Genomic DNA, 13,561 nt, shown 5'->3' on the forward strand with positions numbered 1-13,561 from the left:
CGGTCGTCGAGGTACGCCGCGAGCCCGACCGCCCCTGGAGCGGCACCGATCTGCGCGGCCTCCGCCCACTCCTGGTGCGGCCGCAGCACCCGGTGGATCAGCGGGATGGTGACCGCGGGAAGGGCCTGCTCGACCCGCACGCTCACGGCTTGTAGACCATGAGTACGACGATGGCCAGGTAGAGCACGGTGATGATGCCGGCTACCGCGGCGAGCTGCGGCCGCAGCGGTTTCGTCGCGGCGTCCTGCAGGGCCGGAGCGAGGACGAAGACCGTCAGCACGAACGCGGCGGCGTACAGCACGATCGACGCGATGATCCAGGTGTTGGTGAAGGAGAAGTGCCCGCTGCGGTCCTTGCCCTGCACCATCGCGGCGCCGAGCACGAACACCGCGAGCGTCGCCCATCCGTAGATGGTGGTCGTGCGGGCCGCGCCGCGCGCCGCCTCGACGTCGCCGGTGCGGGTCGCCCGCATGGCGACCATGCACGAGCCCACGACCGGACCGACCAGGAACACCGCACCGATCAGGTGGAGGGTGAGCAGCACCTTCATGCGCGGCAGCCTATCGGCGGCGGCGACCCCTCCTGGCCCGCAGGTAGTCGCGGACGACGAACTCGCCCAGGCGGTCCGGACTCGGCGAGAACACCCGCCCGCCGTTGCGTTCGACCATCGAGTCGACGAAGTGCACGAGACCCGGCTCGTCGGCGAGCAGGAACACGTTGATCGTCGCGCCGCGGCGGGTGGCGCGCTCGACCTCGGCGAACGTCAGGCTCACCGTCTCCGGCAGCGGCGGCCACGCGAACTCCGCATTGCCGTCGCGGGTCAGGTGCGCCGTCGGCTCGCCGTCGGTCACCACCATGATGATCGGCTCGCTGTCCGGATGCTTGGCCAGGTGCCGCGACGCCAGCATCAGCGCGTGCTGCAGGTTGGTGCCCTGGTCCATGTCCCAGGACATGCCGGCCAGCTCGGTGGTCTGCAGCGCCCGCGCGTAGCGGCTGAAGCCGATCACCTCGATCGCATCCTGCGGATAGCGGGTGGTCACCAGGCTGTGCAGCGCCAGCGCGGTCGACTTCGCCGCGCCCCACGCCCCGCGCAGCGCCATCGAATAGGACAGGTCGACTAGCAGCGCGACTGCGGCGCTGGTACGACGTTCGGTCTCGATCACCTCGAAGTCGTCGACCGCGAGTTTCACTCCCCGACCGGGCTCGGACCGCCGCACGGCGTTGGTGAGGGTGCGGACGACGTCGAGCGGCTGCTCGTCGCCGTACTGCCACCCCCGGCTCGCGCCGGTCGGCTCGCCCGCGGCGCCCGCGTCGGCGACGTCGTGGCTGCCCCGACCGGTGGCGCTGAGCTCGGTGAACACCCGGCGCAGCGCGGTCGACCCGAGCCGGCGTACGGCGCGCGGGGAGAGCTGCAGCTTGCCTTCCTGCCGGACCAGGTAGCCCTGCCGCTCCAGCTCGCGTTCGATCCGGCGCAGGGCCTCCACGTCGTCGACCGCGCCCCGCCCGAGCGCGCGTTCGACCAGCTCCTGGTCGACGTCGTCGAGGGTGGCCCCGGCGTAGTCCTGGTCCAGCAGCGACTCGAGCTCCTCCAGATCGGCGATCTCCTCCAACGCCGTGGTGGCGTCACCGAGGCCCATCTGCCGGTCGCCCCGCATCCGTTCCTGCCCGCCCCACCGCAGGTCCGGCCGGGCCGCCTGCAGCTGCTGGCCGAGCTGGTCGAGCTCGCTGGCCAGACCGACGTCCGACATCGCGCCGGCCATCAGGTCGGACAGCTCCTGGCGCTGCTCGTCGGAGAGGCTGTCCATCAGCCGCTGCTGCGCGGCCGCGCGCCGGGCGAGGGAGTCGACCAGCTCCTCGAGGTTGGCCGGCGCGTCGGGGAAGAACTCCCCGTGCTTGGCCATGAACTCGTCGAACTGCTCCTGGGTGTGCTCGCCCCGCGCGTCGGCGGCGAGCATCTGGTTGAGGTCGGCGAGCATGTCCTTGACCCGCGCCATGTCCTGCTCGTTGGCGCCCTGCAGCGCCTGCTTCATGCCCCGGAACTGGCTGTCGAGCACCTCGCGGCGCAGCAGGTCCTTGATCTCCTCGTACGCCGCCCGCGCCTCGTCGCTGCGCCAGTCGTAGTCGCTCAGCTCGCGGACGGCGCGGGCCGGGTCGTTGGGCAGGGTGTCGAGCTCGGACTCGGCGAGGCGGGCCGCGTCGGAGGGGTCGGGGAGCAGCTCGCGGCGTTCGGACTCCAGCGCCCGGTCGAGCAGCTCCTTGACCTGCTCCAGCGTCCCGTCGAGCTGGCCCTTGCGGTGGGCCGCACGCTGGCGTTCGCGGACCCGGCGGCGCAGGTCGTCGAGTCCGCGCAGCCCGTCGGTGCCGCGCCGCAGCATGCGCTGCAGCGCCTCCGCCGGGCTGTCGCCCTCCAGGACGTCGTCGCCGATCTCGTCCAGCGCCCGGCGTACGTCGAACGGCGGCTCCAGTGGGTCGCGGCCGCCGTGCCAGGCCGAGTAACGCGACCGGTGGTGCGGGTCCGGTGCGGCCACGGCTCAGGCTCCGTAGAGGACGCGGCCCTGGACCTCGTCCTTGGCGAGTCGGCGGGACAGGTGCAGCCCTTCCAGCCCGAATTCGAGCGCCGACGCGGCCAGGCCGGGGTTTTCCACGCCCTCCTCGATGCCGAGCCGCTCCAGGATCGTGGCCAGGCCCTGGAACGGTCCGACCTGACGGAGCAGCTCGGCGGCCGGGACGAGATCCCCGGTCTCGACCGTCGCGCCCTCGTCGAACTTGTGCTGCAGCCCGGACAGGTCGACCCCGGCCAGGGTGGCCCGGAACGTCTCCGCGGTGGCCCGCCGCAGCAGGTGCGCCAGGACGTCGATCTCCCGGCCCTCGTCGGCGTCGTCGAACTCGACTTTGCCCCGGCTCGCGGGGATCACCGCCGGCAGGTCGCAGACCCGCGCGACCGCACTCGGCTCGCCGGTGATCGCGGCCCGGCGTACGGCCGACGCGGCGACCGTCTCGACCGCGGCGATGGCGAACCGGGCACTCACCCCGGAGCGCTGGTCGACCTGCGGGGCGTCGCGCACCAGCCGGGCGAACCGGGCCACGATGTCGACCAGGTGGGTCGGCACCAGAGGCGCGACGTGGGTGCCGCGCTGGCCCGAGCCGTGCTCGCCGGTGTCCCAGCGCAGCTGCGCCTCCTGCCGGATCAGGGCCAGCTCGTCGGCCAGCTCGATCGGGTAGTGGGTGCGCACCTCGGCGCCGAAGCGGTCCTTCAACGGGGTGATGATCCGGCCCCGGTTGGTGTAGTCCTCGGGGTTGGCGCTGGCGACGAGCAGGACGTCGAGCGGCATGCGCAGCGCGTAGCCGCGCACCTGGATGTCCCGCTCCTCGAGCACGTTGAGCAGCGAGACCTGGATCCGTTCGGCGAGGTCAGGCAACTCGTTGACGCTGAAGATGCCGCGGTTGGTGCGCGGCAGCAGCCCGTAGTGGACGGTCTCCGGGTCGCCCAGGGTGCGTCCCTCGGCCACCTTGATCGGGTCGATGTCGCCGATGAGGTCGCCGACGCTGGTGTCGGGTGTGGCGAGCTTCTCGCCGTACCGCTCGCTGCGGTGCTTCCACGACACGGGGAGGGTCTCGCCCAGGTCGGCGAGCAACGCCTGGCAGCGCCGGCAGACCGGCGCGTAGGGGTGGTCGTTGATCTCACAGCCCTCGACGACCGGGGTCCACTCGTCGAGCAGTCCGGACAGGGTCCGGATCAGCCGGGTCTTGCCCTGGCCGCGCTCACCGAGCAGCACCAGGTCGTGGCCAGCGAGCACGGCCCGCTCGACCTCGGGGATGACGGTCTCGTCGAAGCCGACGATGCCGGGAATGCTGGGCTCGCCCGACGAGAGCCGGTCGAGCAGGTTGTGGCGGAGCTCGGCCTTGACCGAGCGGTGGACGTGGCCCGACTCGCGAAGCGCACCGAGCGTGGTGGGAGAAGGCGGTGTCGTCACCGTTCGAAGGTACGACGTCCGACGTGGCACCGCACATACCCGACCTCGGCGGGTAGGCCAGAATGTCGCGCATGGTCAGCCCGGTCGGTACGTCGCCCATCCTCGCCCTCGACCTCGGCGGCACGAAGTTCGCCGCCGGTGTGGTGGATCACACAGGCACCGTGCTGGCCGCCGACCGGGTGGCGACGCCCTACGGCCCGTCCGCCGACGCCGAGGCGCTGTGGGTCGCGCTGTGCTCGGTGATCGACCGGGTGCTGGCCTGCGCCTCCGAGGCCACCGGCGGGGCCGTCTCCGAGACCAGCATCGACGGCGTCGGTGTCGGGTGCGGCGGGCCGATGACCTGGCCGGCCGGCGAGGTGTCGCCGTTGAACATCCCCGCCTGGCGGAGCTTCCCGCTGCGTGCCCGGCTGGCGGCGCGGTTCCCCGACAAGCCGGTGCGGCTGCACAACGATGCGATCTGCGCGGTGATCGGCGAGCACTGGCTCGGCGCCGGCCGCGGGCACGACAACCTGATGGGCATGGTGGTGTCCACCGGCGTGGGCGGCGGCCTGATCCTGGGCGGGCACGCCATCGACGGAGCGACCGGCAACGCCGGTCACGTCGGCCACATCGTGGTCGTGCCCGGCGGGCAGTCCTGCGGCTGCGGTGGCCACGGCTGCGTGGAGGCCGAGACCCGCGGGCCCCGGGTCGCCGAATGGGCCGTGCGCCACGGGTGGCAGGCGCCGGCCGGCACCGCCGACCATCCGTCCGCGCGCGACCTCGCCGACGACGCGCGGGCCGGCGACCCGGTGGCGCGGGAGGCGTTCGAGCGGGCCGGCCGGCTGCTCGGGCTCGGCATCGCCTCGGCGGTGGCCCTCGTCGACATCGACCTCGTGACCATCGGCGGGGGACTCTCGCAGGCCGGCCCGCTGCTCTTCGACCCGCTGCACCGCTCCTACGCCGAGCACGCCCGGATCTACTACGCCAAGGAGGTGCCGATCATCCCGGCGGCCCTCGACCAGCAGGCGGGCCTGGTGGGTGCGGCGGCGCTGCTCGCGAAGGGTGAGCGGTATTGGTCGGCGGATTGACCGCCATCCCCATAAAGTTGCCGGATGACCGACCAGCAGACCCCGGAGCCTGAGTTCCCCGACGCCAGCAATCGCACCGATCCGCCGTTCGTCGCCGCGGAGCGTCCGATGCTCGAGTCCTGGCTGGAGTTCCACCGCGCCACGCTGCTGGTGAAGTGCGAGGGTCTGTCCGACGACCAGCTGCGCGACCGCTCGGTGCCGCCGTCCTCCCTGTCACTCCTGGGCCTGGTCCGGCACATGACCGAGGTCGAGCGCAACTGGTTCCGCCGGGTCCTGCTCGATGAGGACGTGGCTCGGCTGTACTGGTCCGACGACAACCTCGACGGCGACTTCGACGACGTCGACACCGCCGACGTCGCGGCCGACCTGGCCATCTTCCGCGCCGAGTTGGACCACGTCCGCGCAGTCGGCGAGGCGCACCCCGATCTCGATGCCGTCGGCGCGCGCAAGCGGCGCGGCAACGGGGTGACGCTGCGGTGGATCTACATCCACATGATCGAGGAGTACGCCCGGCACAACGGCCATGCCGACTTTCTCCGCGAGCGGATCGACGGGGCGACCGGCGACTGACGGCGTGATGGCAGGATGCCGGACATGGGACAGGTCACCGTCGACGATGTCCGGGCGGCGCAGGAACTCCTGACCGGCGTCGTGCGGGTCACGCCGGTGGAGGGGTCCCGGCCGCTGTCCCAACTGGTCGGCGGCCCGGCGTACCTCAAGTGCGAAAACCTCCAGCGGGCCGGCTCGTTCAAGATCCGCGGCGCCTACGTGCGGATCGCCCGGCTCACCGACGAGGAGCGGGCGCGGGGCGTGGTCGCGGCCAGCGCCGGCAACCACGCGCAGGGCGTCGCGCTCGCCGCCCGGCTGCTCGGCGCCGCGGCCACGGTCTTCATGCCGGTCAGCGCGCCGCTGCCGAAGATCGCCGCGACCAAGGCCTACGGCGCGCGGGTGGAGCTGACCGGGGAGGCGGTCGACGAGACCATCGAGACGGCGACGGCGTACGCCGACGAGCACGGCGCGATCTTCATCCATCCGTTCGACCACCCCGACATCGTGGCCGGCCAGGGCACGGTGGGCCTGGAGATCCTCGATCAGTGTCCGGATGTGCGGACGATCGCGGTCAGCACCGGCGGGGGCGGACTCGCCGCGGGTCTCGCGACGGCGGTGAAGGGGATCCGGCCGGATGTGCGGGTGGTCGGCGTGCAGGCCGCGGGCGCGGCGGCGTTCCCGGGATCACTCGCCGAGGGCCGCCCGGTGCCGCTGAAGTCGATGGCGACGATGGCGGACGGGATCGCCGTCGGCTGCCCCGGCGATCTCACCTTCCCGCTCGTCCGCGACCTCGTCGACGACATGGTCGCGGTGTCCGAGGAGGCGCTCTCCCGTGCACTCCTGCTGTGCCTGGAGCGCGCGAAACTGGTCGTCGAGCCGGCCGGTGTCGCCGCCGTCGCCGCGATCATGGAAGAGCCCGAGCGGTTCGAGCCGCCGGTGGTCGCCGTGCTCTCCGGCGGCAACATCGACCCGGTGCTGCTGCTGCGGGTCATCCAGAACGGCATGATCAGCGCCGGCCGCTACCTGTCCTTCCGACTGCGCATCGCCGACCGCCCGGGCGAGCTCGCCCGCCTGCTCGCGCTGCTCGCCGACGCCGGGGCCAATGTGCTCGACGTCGAACACTCGCGCACCGGCGCGAAGCTGCACCTCGGCGAGGTCGAGGTCGCCCTGTCGGTGGAGACCCGCGGGGAGGAGCACTGCGCTGCACTGCTCGCCACCCTGCGCGACAGCGGGCACACGCTGGTCTTCAGCTGACTCAGATGTGACCGCAGCCGCGGGCCAGGTTGAAGATCAGGATCGCCGCGACGATCAGCAGCCACCACGGACGGGCACCGCGGCGCGCCGGCTGCCGCCCGGGGCCGCGCTGGCCCGGCGCGGACTGGCCCGGCGCGGACTGGCCCGGTGCGTGCTGGCCCGGTGCGGACTGGGGTGGTCGGACCGGTCCGGGGCCGGATCCGGGCTCGCCGAGTCTCGGAACGCCTCGGGACCCGGTCGTGCCACGGGGCGAGCCAGGTCGCGGCGGCGGCGTCCACGGCACGGTGCCGCGCGGTGGCGCCCACGGCGCATCCGCCGGCGGCCCGGACTGCCGCTGGTCCGCGCGGGGCCGCACCCTGCGGTACAGCAGCGGATCCAGGTGCACCTGGTCGCCCTCCTGGATCGGGCTGGTCGGCTCGGCCGGCTCGACCGGTTCGGCCGCGGCGGCGGCCGGTTGCCGTTCCGACTCGGCCTCGACGGGCGCTCGCCGTACCGGCGGTTGCGGCGGTGCCGGGGTCGCCGACGGTCGGGGGGCAGGTCGCGGCGCGGGAGGTGGCGGCGGAGCTGGCGGGGGACCGGCCAGGTCGGGGGAGGAGATCCGGGTGGAGTCGGGGAAGCGGCCGAAGTCGAGCGCGGTCTCGCTCCCGGGCAGCGCGGCACCCGCGGGGGGCGGGGCGGCGAGCGCGGACGCGGCGCTCAGCGAGTCGCCGAACGGGCCGGCGACCGGGCCGGGTGCGGTGGCGTCGGCCGCCGATGTCGGGGAGATGAGCCCGCTCGGCGGCACGTCGCGGTACGCCGGCACCGGTCGGGTGCCGTCGTCGTATCGCCGCTGATCGGCCATCACCCTCCAGCGTGCCAGAGTCGCGGGCCGGGCGTCGTCACAAGTTGCCGCGGCGCTCCTGCTCGCGCTCGATCGCCTCGAAGAGGGCCTTGAAGTTGCCCTTGCCGAACCCCATCGACCCGTGCCGCTCGATCAGCTCGAAGAACACCGTCGGCCGGTCCTGCACGGGTGCGGTGAAGATCTGCAGCAGGTAGCCGTCCTCGTCGCGGTCGGCGAGGATCTTCAGGTCCTGCAGGGTGTCGAGCGGGACCCGGGTGTCACCGACCCAGTTGCCGAGCTCCTCGTAGTAGCTGTCCGGGGTCTGCAGGAACGCGACGCCGGCGGCCGCCATGTGCCGCACCGACGCGACGATGTCGTCGGTCGCCAGCGCGATGTGCTGGACGCCGGGGCCGCCGTAGAACTCGAGATACTCGTCGATCTGCGACTTCCGCTTCCCGGCGGCCGGCTCGTTGAGCGGGAACTTGACCTTCCGGGACCCGTCTGCGACCACCTTGCTCATCAGCGCCGAATACTCGGTCGCGATGTCGTCGCCGACGAACTCCTTCATGTTCGTGAAGCCCATGACCCGGTGGTAGAACTCGACCCACTCATCCATCTTGCCGAGCTCGACATTGCCGACGCAGTGGTCGATCGCCGTGAAGGTGCGCGTGGCCGGCGGCGCGGTGATCGGCTCCCGCGCGACGTAGCCGGGAAGGTAGGGGCCGGTGTAGCGGGACCGGTCGATCAGCGAGTGCCGGGTGTCGCCGTAGGCCGCGATCGCGGCGCGGACGACGGTGCCGTGCCCGTTGCTGAGCTCGTGCGGCTCCTCGAGGCCGAGCGCGCCGTGGGCGGTCGCGTAGGCGTAGGCGGCCGGCACGTCGGGCACCTCGAGCGCGAGGTCGATGACGCCGTCGCCGTGCCGGGCGAGATGCTCGCCGAGCGGGGTGCCGGCGCGGACCGGGGCGGTGAAGACGAACCGCGCGGTGCCCGAGGTGAGGACGTAGGACGCGTGGTCGCGGGTGCCGCACTCGGGGCCGGCGTAGGCGACCAACTCCATCCCGAACGCCGAGGCGTAGAAATGCGCGGCCTGGCGGGCATTGCCGACCACGAACTCGACGGCGTCCATGCCGAGCACCGGGAAGGCGTCGGCGCGGGTCGCCTGGGTGGTCGGGCGGGCTGCGGTCTCGGTCATCGGGGCCTCCCAGTTGCGACGCTGCGGACACGACCAGCCTGGCGGGCGACGTACACTCTGCGCAATGACGGTCGGCGGCGCTGGACATATTGTCCAGCCCTCTGGCGCCAACGTCGGCAGAAGTTGGCCAGTCTGCGCAGGGGAGGGCCGATGCCCGAGGAGACGTCGCTGGACGAGCTGGACTCCCGCCTCGTCCACCTGCTCGCCGCCGAGCCGAGGATCGGCGTACTCGAGTGCTCACGGCGCCTCGGCGTCGCGCGCGGCACCGTCCAGGCGCGCCTGGACCGGCTGCTGCGTCGCGGCGTGATCCGGGGCTTCGGCCCCGATCTCGACGTGGCCTCGCTCGGCTACGCCGTGACGGCGTTCGTCACGCTGGAGATCCGCCAGGGCCGGGGACACCAGATCGTCGCGGGTCACCTGGCCGGCATCCCGGAAGTGCTCGAGGCGCACACGATCACCGGCGAGGGCGACCTGCTGTGCCGGATCGTGGCCCGATCCAACGCCGACCTGCAGCGGGTGATCGATCAGGTCGTGATGGACCCGGACATCGTGCGGACGTCGACGCTGATCGCGCTCTCGACCCTGATCCCCTACCGCGTGCTGCCGCTGTTCAGCGGTGGAACGGCTTCGCCTCCAGCAGGGTGACCCGCATCGTGGCGCCGTTGGGCAGGCTGTATTGGCGGGTGTCACCGACGGTGGCCCCGGTCAGCGCCTTGCCCAGGGGCGACGCGGCCGAGTAGACCTCCAGGTCGCCACCCATGGCCTCCTCGCGGGAGCCGATGAGGAAGGTCTCCGGCGCGTCGTCGTTCTCGAAGCGGACGGTCACGACCATGCCTGGCTCGGCGACGCCGTTGTCCGGCGGCGCCTCTCCCACCTTGGCGGTGCGCAGCAGATCCTCGAGCTGGCGGATGCGGGCCTCCTGCTTGCCCTGCTCCTCCTTGGCGGCGTGGTAGCCACCGTTCTCCTTCAGGTCGCCCTCCTCGCGCCGAGCGTTGATCTCGGCGGCCATGGCGGGGCGGCTGTCGACGAGCCGGTCGTGGTCAGCCCTCAACCGGTCGTAGGCCTCCTGCGTGAGCCAGGTGACGGATGCGTCGTGGTCGGTCATCGACACGTACTGCTCCTTGCCGAAACGGGTCGCACTCGAACGTCGAAGTTAACATCGGCCGGTGTCCGAGCGCATAATCCCGGGGCGAGCAATCGATCCCCGGCGGGGCCGATGTCTGCTCTCCACCCTACCGACCATTCCCGACTAGTCCGGCCATTCGACCGATCCAGCCGCTCACCGTGGGCGTCCGCCATGAGGTCCCTATGGGGGTCATGGCGGGGATGTCGGTGGCGTCGGCGAGAATGCGGTTAACACCGATCGACGCTGGGAGAGTGCACCGGTGACCGACCAACTGCGCCTGCTCGCCGTGCACGCGCACCCCGACGACGAGTCGAGCAAGGGCGCCGCGACGATGGCCCGCTACGTCCGCGAGGGCGCGGACGTGCTCGTGGCGACCTGCACCGGTGGGGAGCGGGGCTCGATCCTCAACCCGGCGATGGACCGCCCGGAGATCGCCGACAACATCGCCGCGGTCCGTGAGCGCGAGATGCGCCACGCCCGCGAGATCCTCGGGGTACGTCAGGAGTGGCTCGGCTTCGTCGACTCCGGGCTCCCCGAGGGCGACCCGAAGCCGCCGCTGCCCGAGGGTTGCTTCGCGCTGCAGCCGCTCGAGGTCGCCGCCCGCCCGCTGGTCGAGATGATCCGCCGGTTCCAGCCGCACGTGATGGTCACCTACGACGAGCGGGGCGGTTACCCGCACCCCGACCACGTGATGTGTCACACCGTCTCGGTCGAGGCCTACGACGCCGCCGCCGATCCGGACCGGTTCCCCGGCACCGGCGAGCCGTGGGCGACACCGAAGCTCTACTACCAGATGGGGATGTCCAAGGCGCGGCTCGAGGCGCTCGACGAGGCGATGCGCTCGCACGGCCTCGACTCGCCCTACGCCGAGTGGCTCGCCAAGTGGGACGACTCGCGGGACATGTCGCACCGGGTCACGACCCGGGTGCGCTGCGCGGACTACTTCGAGATCCGTGACCAGGCCCTGATCGCCCACGCCACGCAGGTCGACCCGACCGGGCGGTGGTTCGCGACGCCGTTGGCCATCCAGCAGGCGGCGTGGCCGACCGAGGACTACGAGTTGGCGCGCTCGCTCATCGACACCGAGTTGCCCGAGGACGACCTGTTCGCCGGCATCCGGGCGCGGACCGCGGCGTGACCGCGGCGGCCGGCTTCGTGCCCGCGCTGGCGGCCGAGGCGTCCAACCAGGCCGGCCCCATCGGCCTGGTCGTGATCGTCGTGCTCGGTGTCGCTCTGGTCTTCCTCGCCCGCTCGATGATCCGGCACCTCAAGCGCGTACCCGCGTCGTTCGACCGCACCGATGACGGCGGGCGCAAACCGAGCGACCATGACCGGGACGGCCACGGAGGCGGATAGCGATACCAGAGCCCGGTGCGGCGACAAGGTCGGGTTCGGCTCGAGGAGGTAGCCACCCATGGTTGATGGCTCCGGGATCGGTGCGCTCGTCCGCGACCTCGACGGTCAGCCGCCGTTCCGGATCGACGAAACGCTGGCTGAGCGGCTGCACGAGCAGCTCGGCGCGCTTCGGACGAGACTTCTCGTGGCCGACTACTCCGAGCGGCTGCTGACTGCCGTCGACGGCGACCATGACGGGCCGCACGGAGCGGCCGCCCATCTCGTCGAATATCCTGTCGACGACTCGATGCCCGGCGTCGCCTTCCGGGGGCAGCGCATCGTCGAGGTCACCGACAAGAGCGGCGACGTCCGCATGCTCCTGCCGGTCCGGGTGCGCTCCGAACGCATCGGCGTGCTCGACGTCGTCCTGCCCACCGTGAGCGCCGAGGACCGCGCCTACCTGGACGAGGTGGCGGTCGTGCTCGGCCATGTCCTCTCCGCCGCCCGTCGTTACACCGACCGGTTCGAGGTGCTGCGTCGACGCCACGACATGGACATCGCCGCGGAGATCCAATGGGAGCTGCTGCCCGTCCTCGCCTACGACTGCGCCGAGTTCGCGATCGCCGGGTCACTGGAGCCGGCGTACCGGATCGGCGGTGACACCTTCGACTACGCCGTCGCGGACGGGTCGTTGACGTTGTCGGTCACCGACGCCATGGGTCACGGCGTGCGGGCGGCGCTGATGGCCAGCCTCGCCGTGACCACGATCCGCAACGCGCGCCGGCGGGGCGACAGTCTTTCCGACCAGGTCCGTTTTGCGGCCCGGCATGTGGCCGACCAGTTCGGCGACCCCGGCTACGTCGCGGGGATCTTCATACGCATCGACGTGCCGACCGGGACGGCCGGCGTCGTGGACGCCGGACACCTCGCCCCGCTGCTGCTGCGCGATGGCGAGGTCACGGAGCTTGCGCTGCGGCCGGACACCCCGCTCGGGATGTTTGCCGAGACCGACTTCGTCGAGCAGCCGATGCAGCTGCACCCGGGCGACCGGCTCCTGCTCTACACGGACGGGATCAGCGATGTCGCCGTCGACGACATCGAGCCGTTCGGCCGCACCGCCGTCGCCCGGCTGCTGGCCGACCACGCGCGGCAGATTCCGTCGGAGTTCGTCCGCCTCTTGACCAACGCGGCGCTCGACCACGGGCACGGGGAGTTGGCCGACGACGCCACCGCCGTCTGCCTCGACTGGCACGGTGGGAAATGACGGTCAGGCCAGCGCCTCGACCAACCGACGGCAGCGCACCGGATCCTCGGTGAAGCCGACACCCAGCGCCCAGAGCCAGTAGTCGACGGCGCGAACGATCGTCCACGCCCGGGCCTTTTCGGCGTCCAGCTTGCCGGCGGCGACGAGGACGCCCAGCAGCTCACCCACCGCGGCGTCGTCCGCGGCGTCGTCGATCCGGGTCCACATCAGCTCGGGGACCGAGTGCTCGGGGTCACCGGCGACGGCCTTCGGGTCGATCGCCGACCAGGGCAGTCGGGTTCCCGCCAGGACGTTCCCGTAGTGCAGATCTGCGTGCACGAGGTCGTCGCCGGCGGCGATCCCGAGATCCGTGGCGAGAGCCGCGGTCAGATCGATCCACCGCGCCGGAAGCGGATCACCGAGTGCCCGCTGTCTCGGCGACACCGTCGCGGCGATCTCAGCGGCGATGGCGGACAGGCGAGGGATCCCCGCGGGCGCGGGGACGGTGAGAGTGCGGATCAGCCCGCCGGCGATCTCCGCGGCCGGAAGCAGGTCGAGATCGCGGAGCGAGCGCCCGGCGTCGAGTCGCTCGAGCAGCACCGCGTTGTCGGCCGGCCCCACGTCGAGCAGGTGCACAGCACCTCGGCCGTCCCACGTCCGTAACGCCGCCGCCTCGTCGGACGTCCGGTGCTCGTGCCAGCAGATCTTGATGACGCAGCCCGCACCGGCCCGGCGCGCGGGGAAGACGAGGTTGACGTCGCCGTACAGCGTCGGTTCACCGGTCAGCTCCGCGTCCCACTGTCGGCACAACCGCTCGACGCGTCCCGGAACGCTGCGGAGCCAGTCCCGGCCCGCATCGCCGCTACGCCGGATCATCTCGTGCGCGAAGGCGTCGGGTATCACGGTGCCGCCCGTTCGGCGAGGAAGTCCCGGACCACCGCGGTGAACTCCACCGGCCGCTCCACCCACGGCAGGTGACCTGCGTCGGGAAGGACCACGCG

General features: G+C 72.1%; 14 protein-coding genes. 7 read left to right on the forward strand and 7 right to left on the reverse strand.

Going from position 1 to position 13,561, the window contains the following annotated elements; all coding sequences use genetic code 11:
* Positions 1 to 142: 142 nt before the first annotated feature.
* From VGH85_10130 to VGH85_10140, 3 genes are read right to left on the reverse strand one after another with little or no spacing between them, the layout of a single operon-like run.
* On the reverse strand, positions 143 to 550 hold the full coding sequence (locus tag VGH85_10130) for a DUF2269 family protein (GenBank protein HEY2174153.1): 408 nt from the start codon (positions 548 to 550) through the stop codon (positions 143 to 145).
* Between the two features lie 10 nt (positions 551 to 560).
* Positions 561 to 2,528, reverse strand: coding sequence for a hypothetical protein (locus tag VGH85_10135; protein ID HEY2174154.1), 1,968 nt, complete (start codon positions 2,526 to 2,528; stop codon positions 561 to 563).
* Positions 2,529 to 2,531: 3 nt separating this feature from the next.
* On the reverse strand, positions 2,532 to 3,974 hold the full coding sequence (locus VGH85_10140) for a sigma 54-interacting transcriptional regulator (protein ID HEY2174155.1): 1,443 nt from the start codon (positions 3,972 to 3,974) through the stop codon (positions 2,532 to 2,534).
* A gap of 71 nt (positions 3,975 to 4,045) precedes the next feature.
* On the opposite strand from VGH85_10140, the gene VGH85_10145 reads away from it, so the two are divergent.
* From VGH85_10145 to ilvA, 3 genes are read left to right on the forward strand one after another with little or no spacing between them, the layout of a single operon-like run.
* The gene (locus VGH85_10145) at positions 4,046 to 5,041 is read left to right on the forward strand and encodes an ROK family protein (GenBank protein HEY2174156.1); all 996 of its coding nucleotides are present in this window, start codon (positions 4,046 to 4,048) and stop codon (positions 5,039 to 5,041) included.
* A gap of 24 nt (positions 5,042 to 5,065) precedes the next feature.
* Complete coding sequence (locus tag VGH85_10150) at positions 5,066 to 5,611, forward strand: DinB family protein (protein HEY2174157.1); 546 nt, start codon at positions 5,066 to 5,068, stop codon at positions 5,609 to 5,611.
* 24 nt (positions 5,612 to 5,635) lie between these two features.
* The gene (gene ilvA / locus VGH85_10155; GenBank protein ID HEY2174158.1) at positions 5,636 to 6,844 is read left to right on the forward strand and encodes a threonine ammonia-lyase; all 1,209 of its coding nucleotides are present in this window, start codon (positions 5,636 to 5,638) and stop codon (positions 6,842 to 6,844) included.
* A gap of 1 nt (position 6,845) precedes the next feature.
* Here the strand turns inward: ilvA and VGH85_10160 are convergent, their stop codons facing one another.
* Positions 6,846 to 7,685: a hypothetical protein gene (locus VGH85_10160; protein HEY2174159.1), complete on the reverse strand. Its 840-nt coding sequence runs from the start codon at positions 7,683 to 7,685 to the stop codon at positions 6,846 to 6,848.
* Positions 7,686 to 7,722: 37 nt separating this feature from the next.
* On the reverse strand, positions 7,723 to 8,856 hold the full coding sequence (hppD, locus tag VGH85_10165; GenBank protein HEY2174160.1) for a 4-hydroxyphenylpyruvate dioxygenase: 1,134 nt from the start codon (positions 8,854 to 8,856) through the stop codon (positions 7,723 to 7,725).
* Between the two features lie 150 nt (positions 8,857 to 9,006).
* Here hppD and VGH85_10170 point away from each other — a divergent pair, with 150 nt between their 5' ends.
* Complete coding sequence (locus VGH85_10170) at positions 9,007 to 9,501, forward strand: Lrp/AsnC family transcriptional regulator (protein HEY2174161.1); 495 nt, start codon at positions 9,007 to 9,009, stop codon at positions 9,499 to 9,501.
* Here the strand turns inward: VGH85_10170 and greA are convergent.
* Positions 9,467 to 9,961, reverse strand: coding sequence for a transcription elongation factor GreA (gene greA, locus VGH85_10175; GenBank protein ID HEY2174162.1), 495 nt, complete (start codon positions 9,959 to 9,961; stop codon positions 9,467 to 9,469). The genes VGH85_10170 and greA overlap by 35 nt on opposite strands.
* Positions 9,962 to 10,241: 280 nt before the next feature.
* On the opposite strand from greA, the gene mca reads away from it, so the two are divergent.
* The 3 genes from mca to VGH85_10190 are packed head-to-tail and all read left to right on the forward strand — an operon-like array spanning position 10,242 to position 12,581.
* The gene (gene mca, locus VGH85_10180; protein ID HEY2174163.1) at positions 10,242 to 11,120 is read left to right on the forward strand and encodes a mycothiol conjugate amidase Mca; all 879 of its coding nucleotides are present in this window, start codon (positions 10,242 to 10,244) and stop codon (positions 11,118 to 11,120) included.
* Positions 11,117 to 11,338: a hypothetical protein gene (locus tag VGH85_10185; protein ID HEY2174164.1), complete on the forward strand. Its 222-nt coding sequence runs from the start codon at positions 11,117 to 11,119 to the stop codon at positions 11,336 to 11,338. Before mca ends, VGH85_10185 begins: the two co-directional genes overlap by 4 nt.
* 58 nt (positions 11,339 to 11,396) lie before the next feature.
* Positions 11,397 to 12,581: a PP2C family protein-serine/threonine phosphatase gene (locus VGH85_10190; protein HEY2174165.1), complete on the forward strand. Its 1,185-nt coding sequence runs from the start codon at positions 11,397 to 11,399 to the stop codon at positions 12,579 to 12,581.
* A gap of 3 nt (positions 12,582 to 12,584) precedes the next feature.
* Here the strand turns inward: VGH85_10190 and VGH85_10195 are convergent, their stop codons facing one another.
* Positions 12,585 to 13,463: an aminoglycoside phosphotransferase family protein gene (locus tag VGH85_10195; GenBank protein HEY2174166.1), complete on the reverse strand. Its 879-nt coding sequence runs from the start codon at positions 13,461 to 13,463 to the stop codon at positions 12,585 to 12,587.
* Between the last annotated feature and the right edge of the window lie 98 nt (positions 13,464 to 13,561).

The sequence above is a fragment of the Mycobacteriales bacterium genome (assembly GCA_036497565.1).
In the GTDB taxonomy this organism is placed as follows: Bacteria; Actinomycetota; Actinomycetes; order Mycobacteriales; family QHCD01; genus DASXJE01.

Bases quoted from the DNA above. Each gene is read 5' to 3' on its own strand.
- VGH85_10130 (HEY2174153.1), bottom strand. From the start codon at position 550: ATGAAGGTGCTGCTCACCCTCCACCTGATCGGTGCGGTGTTCCTGGTC.
- VGH85_10145 (HEY2174156.1), top strand. From the start codon at position 4,046: ATGGTCAGCCCGGTCGGTACGTCGCCCATCCTCGCCCTCGACCTCGGC.
- VGH85_10150 (HEY2174157.1), top strand. From the start codon at position 5,066: ATGACCGACCAGCAGACCCCGGAGCCTGAGTTCCCCGACGCCAGCAAT.
- ilvA (HEY2174158.1), top strand. From the start codon at position 5,636: ATGGGACAGGTCACCGTCGACGATGTCCGGGCGGCGCAGGAACTCCTG.
- VGH85_10160 (HEY2174159.1), bottom strand. From the start codon at position 7,685: ATGGCCGATCAGCGGCGATACGACGACGGCACCCGACCGGTGCCGGCG.
- hppD (HEY2174160.1), bottom strand. From the start codon at position 8,856: ATGACCGAGACCGCAGCCCGCCCGACCACCCAGGCGACCCGCGCCGAC.
- VGH85_10170 (HEY2174161.1), top strand. From the start codon at position 9,007: ATGCCCGAGGAGACGTCGCTGGACGAGCTGGACTCCCGCCTCGTCCAC.
- greA (HEY2174162.1), bottom strand. From the start codon at position 9,961: ATGACCGACCACGACGCATCCGTCACCTGGCTCACGCAGGAGGCCTAC.
- VGH85_10190 (HEY2174165.1), top strand. From the start codon at position 11,397: ATGGTTGATGGCTCCGGGATCGGTGCGCTCGTCCGCGACCTCGACGGT.